General features: G+C 44.8%; 17 protein-coding genes. 10 read left to right on the top strand and 7 right to left on the bottom strand.

Translation table 11 applies throughout. The features are described 5' to 3' along the window. Positions 1-13: 13 nt before the first annotated feature. Both B9A22_RS24970 and B9A22_RS12010 read right to left on the bottom strand, forming a co-directional pair. Positions 14-1,309 carry a sensor histidine kinase gene (locus tag B9A22_RS24970; RefSeq protein ID WP_139796233.1) on the bottom strand — a complete coding sequence of 432 codons (1,296 nt, stop codon included), beginning with the start codon at positions 1,307-1,309 and terminating at the stop codon, positions 14-16. Further along, positions 1,299-1,973 (bottom strand): response regulator transcription factor, encoded by a 675-nt coding sequence (locus B9A22_RS12010; protein ID WP_084575970.1) that lies wholly within the window; start codon positions 1,971-1,973, stop codon positions 1,299-1,301. Before B9A22_RS12010 ends, B9A22_RS24970 begins: the two co-directional genes overlap by 11 nt. 239 nt (positions 1,974-2,212) lie before the next feature. Here B9A22_RS12010 and B9A22_RS12005 point away from each other — a divergent pair, with 239 nt between their 5' ends. Together B9A22_RS12005 and pap are read left to right on the top strand one after the other, a co-directional pair. Continuing rightward, entirely contained in the window at positions 2,213-2,575 is a 363-nt protein-coding gene (locus B9A22_RS12005) for a PepSY-associated TM helix domain-containing protein (RefSeq protein ID WP_084575969.1), read from the top strand. 183 nt (positions 2,576-2,758) lie between these two features. Next, positions 2,759-4,264 carry a polyphosphate:AMP phosphotransferase gene (gene pap, locus B9A22_RS12000; RefSeq protein ID WP_084575968.1) on the top strand — a complete coding sequence of 502 codons (1,506 nt, stop codon included), beginning with the start codon at positions 2,759-2,761 and terminating at the stop codon, positions 4,262-4,264. 47 nt (positions 4,265-4,311) lie between these two features. Here pap and B9A22_RS11995 read toward each other — a convergent pair whose 3' ends face one another. Together B9A22_RS11995 and B9A22_RS11990 are read right to left on the bottom strand one after the other, a co-directional pair. Continuing rightward, positions 4,312-4,755 carry a hypothetical protein gene (locus B9A22_RS11995; protein WP_084575967.1) on the bottom strand — a complete coding sequence of 148 codons (444 nt, stop codon included), beginning with the start codon at positions 4,753-4,755 and terminating at the stop codon, positions 4,312-4,314. Positions 4,756-4,763: 8 nt separating this feature from the next. After that, on the bottom strand, positions 4,764-5,042 hold the full coding sequence (locus tag B9A22_RS11990; RefSeq protein ID WP_084575966.1) for a hypothetical protein: 279 nt from the start codon (positions 5,040-5,042) through the stop codon (positions 4,764-4,766). 175 nt (positions 5,043-5,217) lie between these two features. Between B9A22_RS11990 and B9A22_RS11985 the strand changes: the two genes are divergently transcribed. Beyond that, positions 5,218-5,433, top strand: a complete 216-nt coding sequence (locus tag B9A22_RS11985) for a hypothetical protein (RefSeq protein ID WP_084575965.1) — start codon at positions 5,218-5,220, stop codon at positions 5,431-5,433. 2 nt (positions 5,434-5,435) lie between these two features. Here the strand turns inward: B9A22_RS11985 and B9A22_RS11980 are convergent, their stop codons facing one another. From B9A22_RS11980 to B9A22_RS11970, 3 genes are all read right to left on the bottom strand, one after another. Further along, complete coding sequence (locus tag B9A22_RS11980) at positions 5,436-6,452, bottom strand: AbrB family transcriptional regulator (protein ID WP_245823967.1); 1,017 nt, start codon at positions 6,450-6,452, stop codon at positions 5,436-5,438. A 152-nt stretch (positions 6,453-6,604) separates the two neighbouring features. Beyond that, positions 6,605-7,903 (bottom strand): CitMHS family transporter, encoded by a 1,299-nt coding sequence (locus tag B9A22_RS11975; protein ID WP_084575963.1) that lies wholly within the window; start codon positions 7,901-7,903, stop codon positions 6,605-6,607. Positions 7,904-8,161: 258 nt separating this feature from the next. Further along, the gene (locus tag B9A22_RS11970) at positions 8,162-9,040 is read right to left on the bottom strand and encodes a LysR family transcriptional regulator (protein WP_084575962.1); all 879 of its coding nucleotides are present in this window, start codon (positions 9,038-9,040) and stop codon (positions 8,162-8,164) included. Positions 9,041-9,236: 196 nt separating this feature from the next. On the opposite strand from B9A22_RS11970, the gene citD reads away from it, so the two are divergent. The 7 genes from citD (at position 9,237) to zupT (ending at position 16,656) form a co-directional block, all read left to right on the top strand. Then, entirely contained in the window at positions 9,237-9,509 is a 273-nt protein-coding gene (gene citD / locus B9A22_RS11965) for a citrate lyase acyl carrier protein (RefSeq protein ID WP_084575961.1), read from the top strand. Positions 9,510-9,521: 12 nt separating this feature from the next. Then, a complete protein-coding gene (locus B9A22_RS11960) occupies positions 9,522-10,394 on the top strand; it encodes an aldolase/citrate lyase family protein (protein ID WP_084575960.1) in 873 nt (290 codons plus the stop codon). A 16-nt stretch (positions 10,395-10,410) separates the two neighbouring features. Further along, on the top strand, positions 10,411-11,949 hold the full coding sequence (citF, locus tag B9A22_RS11955) for a citrate lyase subunit alpha (RefSeq protein WP_084575959.1): 1,539 nt from the start codon (positions 10,411-10,413) through the stop codon (positions 11,947-11,949). A 74-nt stretch (positions 11,950-12,023) separates the two neighbouring features. Continuing rightward, positions 12,024-13,418, top strand: coding sequence for a citrate lyase holo-[acyl-carrier protein] synthase (gene citX, locus B9A22_RS11950; protein ID WP_084575958.1), 1,395 nt, complete (start codon positions 12,024-12,026; stop codon positions 13,416-13,418). Between the two features lie 21 nt (positions 13,419-13,439). Beyond that, the gene (locus tag B9A22_RS11945; protein ID WP_084575957.1) at positions 13,440-14,789 is read left to right on the top strand and encodes a pyruvate carboxylase subunit B; all 1,350 of its coding nucleotides are present in this window, start codon (positions 13,440-13,442) and stop codon (positions 14,787-14,789) included. Between the two features lie 145 nt (positions 14,790-14,934). Beyond that, on the top strand, positions 14,935-15,852 hold the full coding sequence (locus tag B9A22_RS11940; RefSeq protein WP_084575956.1) for a sensor domain-containing diguanylate cyclase: 918 nt from the start codon (positions 14,935-14,937) through the stop codon (positions 15,850-15,852). A 3-nt stretch (positions 15,853-15,855) separates the two neighbouring features. After that, entirely contained in the window at positions 15,856-16,656 is an 801-nt protein-coding gene (zupT, locus tag B9A22_RS11935; RefSeq protein ID WP_084575955.1) for a zinc transporter ZupT, read from the top strand. Positions 16,657-16,674 lie beyond the last annotated feature (18 nt).

Below are 16,674 nucleotides of genomic sequence, written 5' to 3'. Positions count from 1 at the left end.
ATATAGCATACAGCTAGCGAAAGGTTTCTATAGCGCTTTCGGGTATGGGTAAGTGAACGGTAAAAGTTGCCCCCGCCCCAGGAGAACTGCTCACCGAAACCGTACCGCCGTGACTCTCGACAATCAATTTCGCAATTGATAGGCCTAAGCCTGAGCCGTCGTCAGTACGTGACGGGTCAGCTTGATAGAAGCGGTTAAAAATCTTATCCAGATGTTCTGTACCAATGCCTTCTCCAGTATCGTGCACTGTAAGTATCCCGGAATTTTTATTACGGCTTAATGAGATAGTTACCGAACCACCTGCAAAGGTGTGGCGGATGGCGTTGTCGGTTAAAATACTGACTACCTGACATAACTTGCTCTCATCACCAAGATATACTAGATTCTCTGTTTGAATGAGCAACTTGATGTTCTTACGTTCTGCTAATGGGCGAAAGAGCTCGCCAGCAAGCTGGACCGCCTGGCCGAGATCAAAGCAATCTTTTTGTAAAAACTGTTGATGTGAGTCGGCGCGAGCAAGAAACAAAAGTGAATCCACTAGTTTAGTCATGCACAAAGTTTCGGTATAAATATTGTCAAGCCAGCGTTCGTGTTCCCTGATAGTATCCTGTGGAGATGAACGGACAATCTCCAAATTAGTCTGGATGACAGCCAGTGGTGTTCTAAGCTCATGAGACGCATCGGCAAGAAAGTCTTTTTGCTGCTGCCAAGCCTGTTGGATGGGAACCATGGCTTTGTTAGCCATGTACAGACTACCAAAATACGAGAGAAAAATGCATATAAGTCCTATTAGAATTAAAGCAGTAATAACAATATGCATGGCATTTTTTTCGCGGGAAAAATCTTGAAAAAGAAGATAAAGTTCTGTTTGTCCAGGAATAGGGGCTTTTAAAAAGACGTAGTCAATTTGTTCAAACTGAATAGTGCTTTGCTCACCATTCAAAGCCAATGCCTGCTTCGTTAAGGCAGTGAGCGGTTCTGACGAAAAGGGCTGATTTGATGAATGAGCGACTATTTGGCCATAACTGTTGACTCGTACAAAAAAAGCAAAATGTCCAGGAGTGGGACCAAAACCAGGTCCTGGCCCTGGTCCTCCTGGCCCTGGGCTGGGCTCGTGACTGGGGAAAGGCGGTAAATCGCTAAACTTACCATTTATTAAGTCACTAGACAGTCTTGTTAAAAAGTAGAATGCTCCCGTAGTTAGCCTTTCTTGTACGAAAAGGTAACTGCCTGCTGTTAAAAGCAGGAATAAGAGAGCCATTATGCACATATTTACCAGCGTCAGTTGGAGGCGCAGTTTACGAAACATGGCTTTCCTCCTTTAAGTAATAGCCGATACCTCTAACGGTTTTAATATAGGACGTGTTAAGTTTTCGGCGCAAATAATGAATGTAAAGATCAACATTGGCTATTTCAATATTAGTCTGGAAGCCCCAAACTTTTTCCCAGATGCGCTCTTTGCTGACAACCAGTCCGTAGTTACGCATTAATAATTCAAGCAAAAGTGCTTCTTTTGCTGTTAGTTTAACAATCTCGTTATCTTTAGTTACTTCACAGCGCAGGGGGTCTAACATCCAGCCTGCAGCCTCCAGCTTATCGTTAGTTAAATGTTTAGTTTGCCGGCGGGATAAGGCACGGAGGCGGGCTAGCAACTCTTCTGACGAAAAGGGCTTAACTAGATAATCGTCAGCACCAGAATCTAAACCTTCTACTCGGTCTTTGGTAGAATCTTTGGCTGTTAAAAAGATCACTGGGGTCTCAAAGCCCAGAACACGGAATTCTTTTAAAACAGAAATACCATCTCGTACAGGTAGCATGCGGTCTAAGATGAGGATGTCGTAGACGCCTGTGGCTGCCATATCCAAACCTGTTTCTCCATCAAAGGCAGAATCAACTGCGTATCCATGTTTTTTGAGGATATGGGATAATGCTTCTGAGAGGCGGTATTCATCTTCAACTAAGAGTAGTCTCATAAATAGGGCTCCTTTGGACAATTTACCATAAATAAATGTTGTGTGTTTATAATTGCTATGTATGATTGTAACTGAATAATCTTGGAAAATCATTTGTTTTCAAAGGAAAATCTAATAATTTTTGGGTAAAATGATAGGAATAGAAATAAAAGGAGCGTTGTTTCGTGGAGAATAAATGTGAATCAAAATGATAATAGTAAAATTAGGAGGTGGTTATAATCTATCAGGCAGCACGAAAAATGCATATGTGGATAGGCCTTATCTTAGCAATTGTCCTACTTATCGAAGCAGTTACAGGCCTAATACTAGCAGAACCCTGGATTGTTGGCCAACAAGGGAAACCACAAATGCCGCAAGCAAGTCCCCAGTCAAATATTGAGCAGGGTACAGCTCCTACTACAAGAGGGGTGGAGCCACCATTTAAACCAGCCTCAAATGAGTTCAATGCTTTTGGGTTTGCCAAGGGACTGCATCAGGGCAAGGTTGGTGGGTTTGAATTGAAGTGGATTGTTGATTTCTCGGCAATTGGGTTGATAATCCTTACAGTAACCGGTGTGTACCTCTCAATCCCAATCCTAAAGGTAAGAAGAAACAGAAGGTGAAAGCAAAACATTCGGAATGCGCTAGCGGCAATCCGAATGTTTTTTATATAAGGTGATAAAGACTGGAGAATTATCTAACTTAAAAACTATAATAAAAGTCGTAATTTTGTTAAAATAATGGTAATTACAAAAGATGATCAATGAGACAAAATACTCCGAGATATAACGAAGGGGGCAGCCATTATGTTGGAAAAGGTAGACTTAAAAAAGAAGATTAGTAAGGCCGAATACAAAGAGATGATTGACAGGCTAAGCGAACGGCTGGGAGAGCTGCAACGCCAGGCCCGGGATTTGGGGATTCCGGTCTTAATTCTCTTTGAAGGCTGGGATGCAGCTGGTAAAGGAACCTTGATTAACGAACTTATTCTTACGCTCGATCCGCGCGGTTTTAACGTCTACTCCATCGGAGAACCCAATGAAGAAGCCGTTATGCGGCCTTACTTCTGGCGGTTCTGGAACAAAACTCCTCGGTGTGGACGGATGGTAATACTGGACAGAAGTTGGTATACCAAGATCCTAAATGACAGAGTGGACAAGAGTGCCAGCCCCCAGGAAATACAGAAAGTATTTCATAACAGTCTTTCTTTTGAAAGACAGTTGTCAGATGATGGGACACTAATCATCAAATTTTTTCTGCATATTAGTGAAAAAGAACAACGCAAGCGGCTGGAGAAACTGGAACAGGATCCGGCTACTGCCTGGCGGGTAACAGAGGCTGACTGGGAACACCATCGTCAATATAACAAATATCTTCTCGCCATAGAAGATATGCTGCAGCAGACAGATGCCGAATGTGCTGCCTGGACAATAATTGAAGCCCATGATCGGCGGTACGCCGCCTTAAAAATCATTGCTACTGTTATCGAAGCCATGGAGAAGCGGATTGCCGTTGCACAGGCTGAACTAGAAGCAAAGAACACTATATCTGTCGATAAGCCACTGGCTGGTTCGGGTTTGTCCAAGATTTTTACTTCATCAATTCTTGCCGGAGTTGATTTGACAAAAAATATCAAGGATGCTGAATATGAAAGCTCCATGAAACTCTACCAGAGCAGAGTAAGAGAACTAGAACATATTATCTATAACAAACGCATACCGGTAATCATTGCGTTTGAAGGCTGGGATGCAGCTGGCAAAGGCGGGGCCATTCGCCGGCTCACCCAACATATGGACCCGCGCGGCTATACCGTTATTCCTATCAGCGCGCCGACAGAGGAAGAAAAAGCGCATCACTATCTGTGGCGCTTTTGGCGTAATGTTCCCAAAGCCGGACATATTGCAATATTTGACCGCAGCTGGTATGGCCGGGTGCTGGTTGAGCGGGTCGAAGGCTTTTGCCGGGAAAGCCATTGGCGGCAAGCCTATAAAGAAATCAATGAAATGGAAGAACAATGGGCAAACTTCGGTGCAGTGCTCATAAAATTTTGGCTGCATATTGATAAAGAGGAACAAAAACGCCGTTTTGAAGAGCGAATGGCGAACCCAGGCAAGCAGTGGAAAATAACTGGCGAGGATTGGCGCAACCGGGAAAAATGGGAATTATATGAGAAGGCAGTTGACGAGATGTTTTTCCGCACAAGTACTACCTATGCACCATGGACTTTGGTGGAAGCCAATTCAAAAGAATATGCCAGGAAAAAGGTGATTCAGACAGTGGTAGAGGCGATAGAGCGCAAACTAGACGATTGAGAGTATAAAAGAAAAAACGGGATGCAGCCTGCATCCCGTTTAACAATTTACCGTTGTTGTTTTTTATCTCGGTTTTTGAATTTATCCCACAAAAAGCGTCCGGCCATAAATACGCCAGCTAGCAACATAACGTTGAATAACATGCCCATAATGTTGGCAAACATACCAGAGTTGCCAAAACCAAACATACCGCCAAGCATACTGCCTAAGAGCATGCCGCCGCCGAAAAGACCGGCGCTACGCAAAAAACCACCACTATTTTGCTGCTGTATTGGCTGGGAATTAGGTTTAGCAGCTGCCGCAGGTGCTTTGTCACTGTAGCTTTGAGCTGGAGCCGAGGGCTTATAGTTGCTAGAACCAGGTGCTGTCTGGGTTGTTGGGGGTTTCGCAGAAGGAGACGAGATTTTGGATTTGGAACCACTTACGGCAGCAAAACTCACAGTATTAAATGCAAACATGCATACAAAAGTCAGCAATAATAATTTTTTCATGTTAGTAGTTATTCCTCCTTATATGTCTTAACATCTTCCGGGAAAGTGTATATTTCAGATAGAGTTGGCAATTCTCCGGATAAATACCGGTCAATATCATGGACATCGATATAAAATGTGCAGGCTACCTCTAGATAGCCTTGTTCTTTAGCTTGGCTGAGGTCTCTGATAGCAATGAGACGTTCACGGAGAGCTGAGCAATCTTGCTGTGATGCTGTAACATTGAGGGTTGCGAGTGGGATGCCATGCTCCCGTAGAACATCTTGCAGGCTCATTCTTTCTGACATTAATTTAATCACTCACCTTGTCATATTTTGTCCTCTTAAACAAGAGGGCTCGACACCATCAATGTAATATGAAAGTGAAAAAAAGTCAAGATAATAGTTTAAAGATGACTGGCAGTAGTTATTCTTGCTATAATAGAACCAAAGATTAGTTTAATTTTTAAGTGAGGTCAATAAATTGCGCAAATTTGTTAAAATTACTGAACCTGTTATCACTCCGCTTGAACCGAGACGGGCTAATGTATTGGGAGAAGAATGTTTGATTGATCTTCGGTTTGTCGAGAGCCGCAGTGAAATTGGCGGTTGGCTTTATGAATATGAAGCAACCGGAGAAGTAGGAAAAGTCGAAAGGTTTTTTGAACGGTTACGTGACATTGAGCATAAGCGGGGTTAAACCTAGGAGCAGTTTTTGCGTAGCCACCACCTGACAGCTGGTACGCAGACAACGAGGACAAATAGCAGCCGGAATAATTGATAGGACACCACAGTAGGCAAGTCAGCATTGGCTGTTATGGCTGTGAGGCCCATCTCGGACATCCCGCCAGGAGACATACTAATAAAAGCTGTTACCAACGACATTGAGTAGAGTTGGGAAAAGATAAAGGCGATTCCAAACAAAATTCCGATGACCGCCGATACACTGAGCAAACTTGACAGTGCGATAGTTTTCCAATTACTAAGACTGCCAAAATCAACATCTATCCCCATCCGGATGCCTACAAAAATCTGGGCTAAGGCAATCACCGAGTTAGGCAAAGCAGGAGCCTCGAAGCCGGATAGGACAAGGAGCGCCGTACCCAAAACAGGGGAAATTACATATACATTGGATATATGTAAACGCTTAGCTAATTTGATTAGTGACAGGATAGCCACTGCGAACAGAATCAGCATTGGAAGTTCGCTAAAACTCATGGTTGATAGTAGCCGACTGGCAGGGGAAACTTTGTCAGCAATGCCGTGTAGTGCCAGCAGCGGTACAGTGAATACAACAGTAATCACGCGGACTGTTTGCATGAGGGTTACTACTGATACATCAGTGCCTTTGGTTTCTTCACAGATAATAGACATTTGGGATAGGCCGCCAGGTATGCTGCCAATGATGCTGTTGGCTAAGCCAACACCAGTGTAACGGCCAACGATATAGCCTGTGGCAAGACACAGGCTAATGAGGACTAGTGTGATTGTCAGCATTGCTGGTAATTGATACAGTACCTGGTGAGCGACGGCTGGGGTAAATGGACTACCCATCATAAAGCCGAGAATAACCATGCCAATATTACGAATCTTTTTCGGCCAGTAAACTGGCTTGTTTGTACCTGTTTTCCAAATAACTCCCATAACCAACGGTCCTAACGTCCAAGGCAAAGGGATATGGACAATACTGAATAAGTAGCCGCCTAGAATAGCAAGCACGAATAGTAAGAACGATTGTGTGTACATGATTCACCTTTTATAACGTAATGAGTATATATTACCACTTTATCTCTGAAAGTGAAAATACGACAGAACCTCAGGAAGCAGGTTCTGTCGTATTTTTAAACCGTATAACAAAAGAAATCGGCGTTTTAGAAAGGAATGATCCCGATAGCTAGCGACAAGACCAACATAACTAATGAAGTACCAATGGCCCAGAGCAGAGTGTACTTTTGGAAATCGCCGAATTCAACACCATTGAGGCCAACCAGGAGATAGGTTGAAGCAACAAGCGGGCTTAGAAGATGGGCGCCTTGTCCAATCAAGGAAGCGCGGGCAATCTCAGCAGGGGTAATACCATAGGTTGCCGCAGTTTTAACCAGAATTGGCACAACACCGAAGTAAAAGGCGTCGTTAGTCAGGAAGAAGGTAAACGGTAAACTAGCCAAGGCGGTAATAAGCGCCAGGTGCGGACCCATGGACGGAGGAATGACCGATATAAGGGAGGCAGCCATGGCGTCAACCATCTTGGTGCCAGACATGATACCCATAAAAATACCAGCTGCGAAAACCATGGCAATAACCGGTAGCGCATTGGCAGCATGGTTTGCGATACGAGCCTGCTGGTCTTTAATTTTGGGGTAATTGATAATTAAGGCAAGCGATGTGCCAATCATAAACAGGACGTTTAGAGGCAGAATTTCTTTTACTAAAGCAGCCATGAGTATAACAGTTATTCCAAGGTTAACCCAGAACAGGTGGGGCCGCTTGAGTTTTTCAGCTTCAGCGTCAACCGCATTAGTAGCTGCTTCGGACATTCCATTATTCATATGCAGTGTTCCGAGACGTGCACGTTCTTTTAAACCAATACGGTAAGCTACGAAGAGCACCCAGATGGTACCGGCAATCATGGCAGGAATCAAGGGAACAAAAACATCAGATGCCTCAAGGCTTAAGGCACTCATAACCCGGCCGGTAGGACCGCCCCAAGGCAGGATGTTCATAACACCGTTCTGCATGATGGCCATAGCAGGCAAAACCATTGGATGAATGCCAATGCGGCGGTGAACAGCCAGCATTGCTGAGCAGGTAATCATATAGGTTGTTGAGCCATCGCCATCAAGTGAAACAATACCAGCTAAAACAGCTGTACCGACAACAACCTTCATCGGGTCACCCTTAACGGCTTTTAAAATCCGGTTGATAAGCGGATCAAACAGGCCAGCGTCAATCATTACACCGAAATACAGTATGGCAAACAAAATCATGATTCCAGTAGGGGCTACCTTTTTGATACCATCAAGCGACATTACGCCAAGTTTGGGGCCAAAACCAAGGGCAATAGCAAATACGAGCGGAACCAGTGTCAGGGCAGTCATTGCTGAAAGCCGCTTGGACATGATTAGGTACATAAAGACGATAACCATTAAAAATCCTATTAATGCGAGCATTGTAAAGAGTCCCCTTTCTGACTAAAAATTACGACAATTTGCGTCGTGTACGAATTTGAGTATAGAGTACAGTAGTCTATAAGTAAAATTCAAACTCCTTATGGCTGGTTATCAAAGTTATTTATGTATTAATAGTTTTTATCAAAGAAAGTGGCTACGTCCCTGCGAAGGAGTTCGCATAGGCATAGCCACTTTGTTACTCGATAGACAGTTATGCCGTTATAATAGCACCAGCAAAGAATGAAAATATGCTATTTTTCAAGATAGAAAGAGCTTAGGAAAGTCCATATTTTTAACAAAATGAACAAACGCGCTGACAATGTTCATCTCCAGTAAATCTTCGTGATACAACATCCATGTTCGGCGCAGTATGGGGTTGCCCTCTTTATCGGTGATGATGATTTTGTGCAGATTCTCAATATTATTTACAATCATCGAGGGCATAATGCCATAGCCCAAACCATTCACCACCATTTCTTTGCAGGTGGAGAGCTTATCTACCTCCATGCTGATGGAGGGTGGTTCAGAAAAGTTTTCCCGCCACCATTTATCAATCTGGGCTTTAATTAACGAATCAGTTTGATAGTTAATTCGCGGTAACTTGGGTAAATTTTTTAGGTTTATTTCGCTGGCTGAGGCAATACAGATAGGCTCTTCAAACAATAAATGTCGCTGACTCTGCCAGCCATAGTCTGAGCTGACAAACCCAATATGAATGTCCTGATTATGTACTAGGTTAAAGATGTCGCGACTCCATGTTGTCGTCAATTTAAACTCAACATGGGGATATTCCTGTTTAAAGCCTTTTAACAGCTTGGGCAGCATGTACATAGTAAAATAGCTGGAGGCACCTAACCGTAGTGTTCCGGCTACGCTGCTGTTCATATCTGTTACATGTTCTTTGATTTTACGTAGGGTAAAGAGCATATCGGCGGATGATTTAGCCAAATACTCGCCTTGTGGGGTGAAATGTACACCTTTGCTGGTACGATAGACAATCTTAATGCCGAATTCTTCTTCAATATTCCGTAGTCGTGCTGTCAATGCTGGTTGTGATATGAATAGTGCTTGGGCGGTTTTAGTAATATTTTTCTGCTCATAAAGAACCTGTAATATGAGCCAGTCTCGGTCTTCCATAAGTAATCCTCCTGCAATTAGCGATACTTACTATGTACGCCGTTAGCGTCCCAGTCTCCTGTTTAGCATGAGAACTTGTTAGTCCTGATATACAAATATGTTATGGCTTTCAATCGTGTATATGTATTGTTGTTCTGTCAGAATATTAGTTATAATATGCGATAGTTGATTGTCAATAATGGGGGGAGGATTTATTATGACTAAACTGCTGAAAGCGGCGCAAGCCGGCAGCGTAGAATCCACTGATATCTTGATAATGGTGGCACCAGCTGAGACTGGGGCTGGAATAAAGGTTGAACTGGTTAGTCCTACCATGCAGCAATATGGAGAGCAAATTAAGACCGTAATTATCAATACACTTAGAAGCCACGGTATTGAGGATGCTGTCGTACATGCCAATGATAAAGGCGCATTGAACTTTGCCATTGAAGCACGGGTAACAACAGCAATCAGCCGGGCGCTTAGCTAGGAGGGAGACACTATGGAGAAGAAATTACGCCGCGCTATGATGTTTATGCCAGGTAATAACCCGGCCATGCTGCAAAACGCTGGTATTTACGGCGCTGACACGGTAATCTTTGACCTTGAAGATGCTGTTGCCATCAGTGAAAAAGATGCAGCCAGACATCTTGTGCATAATGCCATTAAAACTTTTAACTATCCGTGTGAAGTGGCCATCCGCATTAATCATATTCAGACACCTTATGGTGTGGATGATTTAAAAGTGGTGCTTGCTGCTAAACCAGATTTAATCCGTCTGCCAAAAGCTGAATCGCCCAGCGACATCGAAGAGGTTGACGCCATTATCAGCCAAGCTGAAGAACGTTATGGTTTTGCGCCAGGATCGATTAGTATGATGGCTGCAATTGAGACCGCCAAAGGACTGCGTAGTGCCTACGAGATTGCGACTGCCAGCCCACGGATGGTAGCCCTTGCCATTGGCGGCGAGGATTTTATTGCGGACCTTAAAACTACGCGCAGCAAAGATGGCAAGGAGCTGTTTGTTGCCAGATCACAACTGTTATTGGCAGCCCGCGCTGCTGGTATTGATGCGATTGACACTGTGTTTTCAGACATCAATGATGAAGAGACATTTGTTAATGAAGTCAACCTGATCAAGCAGCTTGGTTTTGATGGCAAATCGGTTATTAATCCGCGCCAAGTTCGCATTGTCCATCAGATTTTTGCACCCACTGAAAAAGAGATTGCTCATGCAGAGCGGGTTATTGCTGCCTACAAAGCAGCGATTGAGCGCAATTCCGGGGTAATCAACCTTGATGGCAAGATGATTGATACACCCATGGTGCTTCGGGCTGAGAGAGTATTGGCCTACGCCAAGTCGGTGAAAAAGTAACAGGGAGGTTTAAATCATGATAAATACAGCTGGAAGAATGATTCCGGATCAAATAGCTGGGCTAGCGCAAGTTCGTCCTTATGCCGGCCCGTTTGCCACGATTCCCACAGGCCAGATGACTGGGCCTAAACTTCGTGTCAACATGCCTAAATCAGAGAAACTTATTAAATCAATTGACCATGTCATCGAGGCCACTGGGTTAAAAGACGGCATGACAATTTCTTTTCACCACCATTTTCGCAATGGTGATTATGTATTAAATCAGGTGATTGAAGCCATTGCCAAGAAGGGGATCAAAGGTTTGACGCTTGCGCCAAGCTCACTTAACGATATTAATGAAGCAATCATTCCCTTCATTGAGCAAGGCGTAATTACCGCAATTGAGACAAGCGGCGGGCGTGCAAAACTAGGTAAGCTTATGACTTCCGGGCAGCTAGCTAAACCGACGATAATCCGGTCTCATGGTGGACGGGCCCGCGCTATCGAAGCTGGCGATCTTAAGATTGATGTGACTTTTATCGGTGCTCCCTGTTGTGACCGTTACGGTAACATGAATGGGATTAATGGCCGTTCGGCTTGCGGCTCAATGGGGTATGCCATGGTGGACGCCGCCTATGCCGATAAAGTGGTGGCCATTACCGACAATCTTGTGCCCCATCCAGTGTACCCTATTAGTATCCCCCAAACCCAAGTTGATTTCATTGTTGTGCTTGACAGCATTGGCGATCCTAAGGGCATTGCTTCCGGCGCACTCAGGATAAGCCGTGACCCGCGTGAACTCCTGATTGCCGAGTATGCCACCGGCGTTATTGAGAACTCAGGTTATTTTAAAGACGGTTGGTCATTACAACTAGGCAGCGGCGGCGCTTCACTGGCAGCGGCTAAGTTTATAAAGGAAAAAATGATCGCCCAAGGCATTACTGCCAGCTTTGGTGTTGGCGGCATTACTGCACCGTTTGTTGATATGCTGGAACAAGGGTTGATCAAAACTATATTTGATGTTCAGGATTTTGATATCCCTTCAATAGAATCTTTGAAAAACAATCCTAATCACCTGGAGATGTCAGCTTCCTACTACGCCAATCCGCATAATGGCGGACCAGTTGTCAATAACCTTGATGTCGTCATTTTGAGCGCGACCGAAGTAGATGTTGACTTTAATGTTAATGTTATTACCGATTCTAATGGTATTATTATGGGCGCATCAGGCGGTCACTCAGACACGGCAGCAGGTGCTAACCTGGCCATTGTCGTTGCCCCGCTGCTGCGCGGCCGACTGCCGATGGTACTGGATAAAGTGAATACCATTGTGACGCCTGGGGAAACAGTTGACGTTATTGTCACCGAACGCGGCATAGCTGTTAACCCGCGACGTACTGATCTTATTGATAATCTGAAAGGTACTGGATTGCCGGTTATGAGCATCCATGACCTGCAGAAGTTAGCCTATGATATGGCTGGCAAACCTGAGACCATTGCTGTGAGTGACGAAGTTGTGGCTGTTATTGAATATCGGGATGGTACTATTATTGACGTTGTACGTAAACCATTATAGAATTGGCATAGCCAATTTCCATTTTGGGAAAAGTATGGTAGAATGGATAAAGAATTATGGAGGGAGCAGGGTAATTGAAACAAATAACCTTAGAAGCCGTTTTGGCTGCTAAAGAACGGCTGGCTTCCCTTCAAGCTGAACTTAGAAATAACTATGAGCTGCCTGTAGTTAGCTTTACTACTAATATCCCTGGCCCTGCCAAAGACAGCCCGGGTATACAAAAGCTGTTACAGACAGCAGTCGAAAGCTTCAGAGCCATATCCCGGGACAATAACTTTTCCATTGTTGAGGAACGATTTATTTATCCCTCAACCGGCCCTGCGGCCGTGGTTGCTGTCGCCGGTGAACCGGATAAGCTAAAGCAGGCGTGTATATTAATTGAAGAGTCAAGCTTTCATGCTCGGCTGTTTGATATTGATGTATTTGATGCTGCCGGACGGCAGCTCTCTCGCACCAGCTTGGGGCGTTCTGAGCGAACCTGTTTTTTGTGTAGTCAACCTGCGGTATTGTGCCGGCGGTTAGGCAAACATAGCAGTGAAGAAATTGCCCGGAATGTTGCTGCTCGTCAGCAAGAATTTACCGCTGCGAGTACCATTCTGTGGCCTGGACCTGTTTGGAACATTGGTTCATGGGCAGTTGAGGCCATGCTGATGGAAGCGGCATGTACGCCAGCCCCAGGGCTGGTAGACCGCGATAATGCCGGTGCCCACCAAGACATGGATTTTTTCACTTTTCTTATGAGCAGCAGCGCTCTTGCCGGCAGCATGTTCCGCTGTGCCGCTGCTGGGTATAGTCATGAGGGGCTGCCGCAGGATTTACTGGCAGTGCTTCGTTATATCGGCAAAGACGGTGAACAGCAGATGTTGGCGGCCACCGGCGGGGTTAACACGCAAAAAGGCCTGCTATTTTTACTTGGTATTCTTGCAGCAGCAGCCGCATATACGCAGCGATCGTCGACTGCCACCGCTGATCACATTCTTGATACGGCAGCAGCCATGACGAGCGGCATTGTAGCGCGAGAACTTACGCCGCTCCTGTCAGCACAAGCACCAGTCAAACTGACTGCAGGAGAAAAACTATATGTAAAATATGGTATTACCGGCATCAGAGGCGAAGTTGAAGCAGGTATCCCCAGCATAAGAGTGTATGGTCTGCCGGCATTGAAGGCGGCACTAGGTCAGGATCTTTCTCTCAATGATGCTTTGGTACACACACTGATGAGTTTGATGACGGTTGTTCAAGATACCACCATTCTAAACCGCCATGGTATGGAGATTCTGCTTGACGTGCAAAACCACGCCAAGTCGGTCATGGAAAATGGGGGAATGCTCTCGGATACTGGCAAAGCGCAAATTATTGCACTTGATCATACTTTTATTAAACATAATATTAGCCCCGGTGGTGTTGCCGATTTATTAGCAGCCACATATTTCCTATACTTGGTTGAAAATAACAATAAAATAAATTGACTTGGGAAGGAGCTTACATTGATGACTAATAATAAACCTGTAAAAATTATGGAGACAGTACTCCGAGACGGCCATCAGTCACTTGCCGCTACTCGTATGCGGATTACCGACATGATTCCTATGTTGGAGCAGCTTGACGGGGTAGGGTTCCACGCTCTTGAAGCTTGGGGCGGCGCTACTTTCGACAGCTGTCTGCGGTTTTTGGATGAGGACCCATGGGAACGCCTCCGTACACTGAAAAAATATCTTAAAAAGACTCCAATTCAGATGCTGTTGCGTGGTCAGAATGTTCTTGGCTACAATCATTATGCTGACGATGTTGTGCGCGAATTTGTCAACAGGGCTGTTGACAACGGTGTAAGCAACATCAGGATTTTTGATGCTTTAAATGATGTGCGTAATCTTGAAGTGGCTATGAAGGCGTCTAAAGCAGCTGGGGCGCATGTCCAGGGTGCATTTGTTTATACTATCAGCCCCTACCATAATCAGGAAAGTTTCCTCAAAGTGGCTAAAGATTTGGTTGAGCTTGGTGCTGATTCTATCTGTATTAAGGATATGTCTGGTCTTCTGGCGCCATATGCCGCATATGACCTGGTCAAGGCACTTAAAGCTGAAATTAGTATTCCAATACAGTTGCACACCCACTACACCAGTGGCATGGCTTCCATGACTTACCTCAAGGCGATTGAAGCTGGTGTTGATATTGTTGACTGTGCGCTGTCGCCGTTTGCACTCGGAACTTCGCAGCCGGCAACTGAGGCAATTATTGCCACTCTTGAAGGCACGCCGCGCGATACTGGTATCAAGAAAGAAGAGCTGTATCCGATTGCTGACCATTTCCGTGCTGTCAAGAAACAACTAGCCGGAGATTTTAATCTTAATACAGCCATTGACATTGATACCAAGGTACTCTCCTTCCAAATTCCGGGTGGCATGCTGTCCAACCTACTGAATCAAATGAAGGAGCAAGGGATGGCTGACAAATACCCTGAGCTGTTAGAAGAAATGCCACGGGTACGGGCTGAACTTGGCTATCCGCCGCTTGTTACCCCGACCAGCCAGATTACTGGTTCGATGGCTGCCTTCAATGTTATGTTAGGGCGTTACAAAATAATTCCCCGGGAGATTAAAGACCTTGTACGTGGTAAATATGGTCGTACTCCTGCCCCCATCGACCCTGAATTCAGAGAGATGGTTGTCGGTAATGAGCCAGTTATTACCCATCGTCCGGCTGACGACATTGCGCCACAAATGGACTCACTGCGTCAGGAATTGGCTGAAAAAGGTTATCCTAACGCTTCAACTGAGGATGTATTGTCCTATGCTGTGTTCCCTGACGTTGCCTTAAGCTTCTTTAGCAAGCACCGGTAGTTAAAAAGCACTATTTGTATTAAGAAACAAATAGTGCTTTTTTTACATCAATATAGAAATATTGTAGAAAAAGGGATTTTGCTTTTGCCTCTAGAATTCATAAAGGGTATTACGAAATTATCCTTAAAAATCAGGAGGCTGGTCCATGTCTGCGATTAAGCACCTAGCGAGCTCTTCCATACTTGAGGCCTTACTGACCAATGTGGCTGATGGTATCCGTCTCGTAGATACCCATCAGAATACCTTGTATTGGAATGACGCAGCCAGGCTAATTACCGGCTATTCAGCAGCTGAAATGCAGGGGAAGCCATGTTATCATTTGTTGAGGCACAGCGGTGACGTTGCCAGTAGACTGTGTGAACAGGCTTGTCCACTAAAGCTGGCCACTGCCAACAATGAAGGTTATGAAGCCCAGATAGAACTTCAGCATAAATCTGGAAATCAGATGGAGATAAAAGTTAAGGCTATTCCTGTGAGAAGCGATGCAGGAAAGGTAGTAGCTGTTGTTGAGATATTTAATACCATAGCTGATACCTCCAGTCTGGAAAAAATCCAAGCATTATCAAACTTAGCGTTCAGAGATACGATTACTGATCTCTACAGCCGTCAGTATACGGAGTTAAAGTTGACAACTTTACTGGAAAGCCTTCGCCGTAGCATGGTGCCGTTTGGGGCATTGATTTTTCAGGTCGCTAATCTTAAAGAAATTAATAATAACTTTGGCACAATGTTGGGTGATCAAACGCTTAGATTGTTAGCCGAAGTCCTGTCCGGCGAAGTTTTGCCACCCAATATGGTTAGCCGTTGGCAGAGTGCTGCTTTCTTTGTAACTATCCACAATACTCGAAAAGGGTTCATTCTACCGTTTGCCAGTAAACTTAAACAACAGCTTGAGCAAATGAGCATTAGTGCTAGCTGGCCCGAACTTACTGCTAAAATTTGTGTCGCTGGTACAATTGCCACCCATAATGACTCTTTTTCCAGCCTTTCGTACCGCCTGGACGAACAGCTCCGGCACAGTGAACAGACGAATTCTGGAATGCATATAGATATTGAGGATTAATAAATGAGTGACAATGTATTTATCGCATTTTCATTAACACTCCTGGCTGGCCTATCTACAGGCGTGGGGGGATTGTTAGCTTTTCTCGTAAAACGTAATAATACGAAACTTTTGTCCATCGGTCTAGGTTTTTCTGCTGGCGTTATGATTTATGTATCTTTTGTCGAGCTTTTTCGCCAGGCTGAGATTTCTCTTGTTGGCCATATGGGTGATCCAATGGGCAAGTGGATAACAATCGGTAGTTTTTTTGCCGGCATGTTGGTATCGGTGTTACTGGATAAATTAGTGCCTGAGAATATGAGTTACCATGAGGTGGATGTTAACGCTGACCAGGCCAGTCGCCAGGCTTCAGTAGAGAAGCTAAACCGGATGGGGATGTTTACAGCGTTTGCCATTGCGCTTCATAACTTCCCCGAGGGTTTGGCCACTTTTGTGGGCGCACTTGAAAACCCGGCACTTGGTGTATCATTGGCAGCGGCTATTGCCATTCATAATATCCCGGAAGGCATGTCTGTGGCGCTGCCGATTTATTATGCCACAGGCAATACCGTTCAAGCGGTCGGATATGCACTGTTATCAGGCTTAGCCGAACCGATCGGCGGTATAGTTGGCTATGTAATTTTAAAATCATTTTTAAATGAAATGGTATTTGGGATTGCTTTTGCCGCGGTTGCCGGTATTATGGTGTACATCTCACTTGATGAATTATTACCGATGGCGCGCGAATCAGGAACAGGTCACAGTGAAATGTTTGGACTGGTAGTGGGTATGCTGGTTATGGCTGTTAGTCTGCTACTGTTTTAACAAGCTTACCGGTTGGTA

Source organism: Sporomusa malonica (assembly GCF_900176355.1).
GTDB classification, from domain to species: Bacteria; Bacillota; Negativicutes; order Sporomusales; family Sporomusaceae; genus Sporomusa; species Sporomusa malonica.
Note: the sequence above shows the minus strand (reverse complement) of the source record. Positions and strands in the feature narration are given on the sequence as shown.